This is a genomic window from Burkholderia sp. E168m23 (assembly GCF_016586125.1).
Lineage (GTDB): Bacteria > Pseudomonadota > Gammaproteobacteria > Burkholderiales > Burkholderiaceae > Burkholderia > Burkholderia orbicola.
The window spans coordinates 1-5,867 of sequence record NZ_BCPP01000424.1; the positions used below are offsets into that span (position 1 = coordinate 1).

At 67.1% G+C, this 5,867-nt stretch carries 5 protein-coding genes and 1 pseudogene; 2 read left to right on the forward strand and 4 right to left on the reverse strand.

The annotated features are described in order from the left end of the window. Positions 1–3,044 (reverse strand): transcription-repair coupling factor (gene mfd / locus JMF90_RS20945; protein WP_201325386.1); only part of this gene is annotated, 3,044 nt, incomplete at its 3' end. Between the two features lie 107 nt (positions 3,045–3,151). On the opposite strand from mfd, the gene ispD reads away from it, so the two are divergent. Both ispD and ispF read left to right on the forward strand, forming a co-directional pair. Beyond that, complete coding sequence (ispD, locus tag JMF90_RS20950) at positions 3,152–3,862, forward strand: 2-C-methyl-D-erythritol 4-phosphate cytidylyltransferase (RefSeq protein ID WP_077179221.1); 711 nt, start codon at positions 3,152–3,154, stop codon at positions 3,860–3,862. 29 nt (positions 3,863–3,891) lie between these two features. After that, entirely contained in the window at positions 3,892–4,377 is a 486-nt protein-coding gene (gene ispF / locus JMF90_RS20955) for a 2-C-methyl-D-erythritol 2,4-cyclodiphosphate synthase (RefSeq protein WP_077179220.1), read from the forward strand. 122 nt (positions 4,378–4,499) lie between these two features. Here ispF and JMF90_RS20960 read toward each other — a convergent pair whose 3' ends face one another. From JMF90_RS20960 to JMF90_RS20970, 3 genes and pseudogenes are all read right to left on the reverse strand, one after another. Further along, positions 4,500–5,027 carry a carboxymuconolactone decarboxylase family protein gene (locus tag JMF90_RS20960; protein WP_006478562.1) on the reverse strand — a complete coding sequence of 176 codons (528 nt, stop codon included), beginning with the start codon at positions 5,025–5,027 and terminating at the stop codon, positions 4,500–4,502. Between the two features lie 76 nt (positions 5,028–5,103). After that, positions 5,104–5,652, reverse strand: coding sequence for a peroxiredoxin (locus tag JMF90_RS20965; protein WP_201325387.1), 549 nt, complete (start codon positions 5,650–5,652; stop codon positions 5,104–5,106). Positions 5,653–5,669: 17 nt separating this feature from the next. Then, positions 5,670–5,867, reverse strand: a pseudogene (locus JMF90_RS20970) (hypothetical protein); the annotation flags it as partial.

Genomic DNA, 5,867 nt, shown 5'->3' on the forward strand with positions numbered 1-5,867 from the left:
ATCGCGGGCGCATGCAGGTTGATTTCGGTCGTCGCGGCGAGCGGGGCGGTGAGGTCGGGCTCCTTGCCGTTCTTCAGCGCCTTCACCGCGTCGTTCAGCATGTCCGTATAGAGCTGGAAGCCGATCTCGTGGATTTCGCCCGACTGCTTGTCGCCGAGCACTTCGCCGGTGCCGCGGATCTCCAGGTCGTGCATCGCGAGATAGAAGCCCGAGCCCAGTTCCTCCATCTGCTGGATCGCTTCCAGTCGGCGCTGCGCCTGCTTGGTCAGCGACTGCGGATCGTGCACCAGCAGGTACGCATACGCCTGGTGGTGCGAGCGGCCGACGCGGCCGCGCAACTGGTGAAGCTGCGCGAGGCCGAACTTGTCCGCGCGGTGCATGATGATCGTGTTCGCGCTCGGCACGTCGATGCCGGTCTCGATGATGGTCGTGCACAGCAGCACGTTCGCGCGCTGCGCGACGAAATCGCGCATCACGCGTTCGAGTTCGCGCTCGTGCATCTGGCCGTGCGCGATCACGATGCGCGCCTCGGGCACGAGCGCCTCGAGCATCGCCTTGCGGTTCTCGATCGTCTCGACTTCGTTGTGCAGGAAGTACACCTGGCCGCCGCGCTTCAGCTCGCGCAGCATCGCCTCGCGGATCACGCTTTCTTCCTCGCGGCGCACGAAGGTCTTGATCGCGAGCCGCTTCTGCGGCGCGGTCGCGATCACCGAGAAATCGCGCAGCCCTTCGAGCGCCATCCCGAGCGTACGCGGGATCGGCGTCGCGGTGAGCGTCAGCACGTCGACTTCCGCGCGCAGCGCCTTCAGCGCTTCCTTCTGGCGCACGCCGAAGCGGTGTTCCTCGTCGATGATCACGAGGCCGAGACGCTTGAACTGCACGTCAGACGACAGCAGCTTGTGCGTGCCGATCACGATGTCGACGCTGCCTTCGTTGATCTGCGCGATCGCCGCATTCACTTCCTTCGCGGTCTTGAAGCGTGACAGCTCGACGATGCGCACCGGCCAGTCCGCGAAGCGGTCCGCGAAGGTCTGCGTGTGCTGCTCGGCGAGCAGCGTGGTCGGCGACAGCAGCGCGACCTGCTTGCCGCCCAGCACCGCGATGAACGCCGCACGCAGCGCGACCTCGGTCTTGCCGAAGCCGACGTCGCCGCACACGAGGCGGTCCATCGGCTTGCCGCTCGTCATGTCGCCGATCACGGCCGCGATCGCCGCGGCCTGGTCGGGCGTTTCCTCGAAGCCGAAGCTTTCGGCGAATTTCACGTAGTCGCGCGGGTCGAGCGAGAACGCATGGCCTTCACGGGCCGCGCGGCGCGCGTACAGGTTCAGCAGCTCGGCGGCCGTATCGCGGATCTGCTGCGCGGCCTTGCGCTTCGCGCGCTCCCACTGGCCGGAGCCGAGCGCGTGCAGCGGCGCGCTGTCGGGATCGGCGCCGCTGTAGCGCGAGATCACGTGCAGTTGCGCGACGGGCACGTAGAGCTTGCTGTCGCCCGAGTATTCGAGATGCAGGAATTCGGTCTCGCCTTCGCCGAGGTCCATCGACACGAGGCCCATGTAGCGGCCGATGCCGTGCTGCGCGTGGACGACCGGGTCGCCGACCTTCAGCTCGGACAGGTCGCGCACCATCGCGTCGACGTTGCTCGCCTGTTCCTGCCGGCGGCGGCCCGCGCGGCGGCCGAGTGCGCCGTACAGCTCGGTTTCGGTGACGATCGCATAGCCTTCGCCCGGCACCGCGAAACCGTTCGCGAGCGGCGCGACGCCGAGCGCGAAGCGCGCATCGCTCGCCAGCCAGCTCGCGAAATCGTCGTTCGACGACGGCCGCAGGTGATGTTCGGCGAGCAGTTGCAGGATCGTTTCCCGACGGCCGGCCGATTCGACCGTCAGCAGCACGCGCTTGCCCGACGATTCGACGAACGTGCGCAGCGACGTGAGCGGATCGTCCGCATGGCGGTCGACGGTGAGTTCGGGCAGGGCGGTCGCCCAGCCGCCGGCCGGCTGCGCGGGCAGCACGACGCGCGCGAACGGCTTCGCGAACGCGAAGAAATCCTCGTCGGACAGGAACAGCCGCTGCGGCTCGAGGATCGGCCGCTCGCGATCGTGCGCGAGGAACGCGTGACGCTGCTTCGTATCGGCCGTGAAGCGGCGGATCGACGCTTCGAGGTCGCCGGTGAACACGAGGTGCGCGTCCTGCGGCAGGTAGTGGAACAGCGTGGCCGTCTCGTCGAAGAACAGCGGCAGGTAATACTCGATGCCGGCCGACGGCACGCCGTTGCCGATGTCCTTGTAGATCGGCGCGCGGCTCGGGTCGCCTTCGAAGGTTTCGCGCCAGCGGCTGCGGAAGGCCGTGCGCGCGGCTTCGTCGAACGGGAACTCGCGGCCGGGCAGCAGGCGCACGTCGCGCACCGGGTAGAGGCTGCGCTGCGTGTCGGGATCGAACGCGCGGATCGAATCGACCTGGTCGTCGAACAGGTCGATCCGGTACGGCAGCGGCGAGCCCATCGGGTACAGGTCGATCAGCGAGCCGCGCACGCAGTATTCGCCGGGGCGCACGACCTGGCTCACGTGCTCGTAGCCGGCCAGCGTGAGCTGCGCTTTCAGCTTCGCCTCGTCGAGCCGCTCGCCCTGCGCGAACGCGAACGTGTACGCGGCCATGAACGACGCGGGCGGCATCCGGTACAGCGCGGTGGTGGCGGGCACGAGCAGGATGTCGCAGCGGCCCTCGCCGAGGTCGTGCAGCGTGGCCAGCCGCTCGGACACGAGGTCCTGGTGCGGCGAGAACGTGTCGTACGGCAGCGTTTCCCAGTCGGGCAGCAGGCGCACGCGCGCGTCGGGCGAGAAGTAGCGGATTTCCTGCGAGAGCCGCTGCGCGTCGACCGCGTTCGCGCAGATCACCGCGAGGAGCGGCACGTCCTGGCGGTTGTCGGCGAGATAACGGGCGATGGCGAGCGCGTCGGCGGAGCCGTGCGCGCCGTCGAAGGCGAAACGCTGGCCGGGCTTGACGCGGGCAACGGGTGAAGCGGACGGGGTGGAAGCGTTATCTGGCATAGGGACGACAGGGGTGGCGTGCACGGGCGCAGCGCGGTGCGCCGGTCGAGACGAAAGACCTATTATAAAATCCGCTTCTCGATTTCACCTTTCCGGCGTTTCCTTTCGTGACTCCCCGACTTTTCGCCCTGATTCCCTGCGCCGGCACGGGCAGCCGTTCCGGTTCGGCCGTGCCGAAGCAATACCGCACGCTGGCCGGCCGCGCGCTGCTGCACTACACGCTTGCCGCGTTCGACGCGTGCAGCGAGTTCGCGCAGACGCTCGTCGTGCTCGCGCCCGACGACTCCCATTTCGATGCACGCCGCTTCGCGGGCCTGCGCTTCGCGGTGCGCCGCTGCGGCGGCGGCTCGCGGCAGGCGTCGGTGCTCAACGGGCTGCTGGAACTGGCCGAATTCGGCGCGACCGACCACGACTGGGTGCTCGTGCACGACGCCGCGCGCCCCGGCATCACGCCCGAGCTGATCCGCACGCTCGTCGCGGCCCTGAAGGACGACCCGGTCGGCGGGATCGTCGCACTGCCGGTGGCCGACACGCTCAAGCGGGTGCCGGCCGGCGGCGACGCGATCGCGCGCACCGAGTCGCGCGACGCCCTGTGGCAGGCGCAGACCCCGCAGATGTTCCGCATCGGCATGCTGCGCGAAGCGATCCTGCGGGCGCAGCGCGAAGGGCACGACCTGACCGACGAAGCGAGCGCGATCGAATGGGCCGGCCACACGCCGCGCGTCGTGCAGGGCAGCCTGCGCAACTTCAAGGTCACGTACCCGGAAGATTTCGCGCTCGCGGAGGCGATCCTCACACGCCCCGCGAACGCTTCCTGACTTTCACCCCATCTCAAACCGGATTACGCATGGATTTCAGAATCGGACAAGGCTATGACGTGCACCAGCTCGTCGAAGGGCGCCCCCTCATCATCGGCGGCGTGACGATTCCGTACGAGCGCGGCCTGCTCGGCCACTCGGACGCGGACGTGCTGCTGCATGCGATCACCGACGCGCTGTTCGGCGCGGCGGCGCTCGGCGACATCGGCCGCCATTTCTCCGACACGGACGCGGCGTTCAAGGGCGCGGACAGCCGCGTGCTGCTGCGCGCGTGCGCCGAGCGCGTGAAGGCGGCCGGCTTCACGATCCAGAACGTCGACAGCACCGTGATCGCGCAGGCGCCGAAGCTCGCGCCGCATATCGACGGGATGCGCGCGAACATCGCGGCGGATCTCGGGCTGCCGCTCGAGCGCGTGAACGTGAAGGCGAAGACCAACGAGAAGCTCGGCTATCTCGGCCGCGGCGAGGGGATCGAGGCGCAGGCCGCCGCGCTGCTGATCAAGCAGGGTGCCTGACGTCCGGCCGTGGCGGCGTGCGGTTCACGCCGCGCGCCGCGTCGCCGAAATGAAAAATGCCACGCGAATGCGTGGCATTTTCGTTTGCAGCACGCGCGGCTCAGGGCCGGCGGCCGGATCGCTTATTCGCCTTCGGCGGCGATCACCTGCGCGGCGGCGTTGATCACCGACGCGATGCGGCCGACGTCGCGCAGTTGCGTGACGGTCATTCCTTGCTCGTTCTTCAGCAGCGCATAGTGCGACTTCACGCAGAAGTGGCACTTGCCGACGATCGACGCGGCGAGCGCGTACATCTCGAACTTGCGCTTGTCGACGCCGCCGTGCGTCGCATACGCGCCCATCCGCAGTTCGGCGCGCTGCGTCTTCAGGTCGGCGTCGTCGGCCATCTCGACATACGGATACCAGGTGTTGTTCATCCCCATCAGCGCGGCCGCCGTCAGCACGGCGTTCGTCTCTTCGGGCGACAGCACGCCGGCTTCGCGGATCGTCTTCACGAGCACCGTGCTCTTCGCCGCGATGGCCGCCGCCAGCGCCACGCCGACCGCGTCGGTGCCTTCGAGCGACGAGCGCGAGATCGTGCCGTCGAGGTTCAGGCGAATGTCCTTCGCGTAGTCGGGGATACGTGCCTTAATCGAGTCGATGAATTCCATTGATATCTCCTATGGGTTGGCCGTTAAAAAAGCCCGCAGGCAGGACGTGCGCCGCGGGCTTCGTGCATTGCTACGCTTACAGCGTTGCGCCGCCGACTGCGCGGTTGCACGGGCAGAGTTCGTCCGTTTGCAGGCCGTCCAGAATGCGCAGGACTTCTTCCGGGCTGCGGCCGACGTTCAGGTTGTTCACCGAAACGTGCTGGATCGTGTTGTCCGGGTCGACGATGAACGTTGCACGCAGGGCCACGCCGGCTTCCTTGTCGCGCACGCCGAGCTGGTCGATCAGTTCGCCCTTGACGTCGCCGAACGAGTAGTGGTTCAGCTTGTCGAGATCCTTGTGTTCACGGCGCCATGCGAGCTTCACGAATTCGTTGTCCGAGCTGCCGCCGAGCAGGACGGCGTCGCGCTCTTCGAACTGCTTGGTGAGCTTCGCGAATTCGACGATTTCCGTCGGGCACACGAACGTGAAATCCTTCGGATAGAAGTAGATGATCTTCCACTTGCCCGGGAACGACGCTTCGGTGACGGTCTCGAACGCCGACTGGCCGTTTTCCTCGTGATTATTGAAGCCCGGCTTCGCGGCTACGACGGTGAAAGCTTCGAGTTTATTCGTATAACTTCGTATAATGTATGCTATACGAAGTTATTACGGGTCGTCGCGGCGAGCGGGGCGGTGAGGTCGGGCTCCTTGCCGTTCTTCAGCGCCTTCACCGCGTCGTTCAGCATGTCCGTATAGAGCTGGAAGCCGATCTCGTGGATTTCGCCCGACTGCTTGTCGCCGAGCACTTCGCCGGTGCCGCGGATCTCCAGGTCGTGCATCGCGAGATAGAAGCCCGAGCC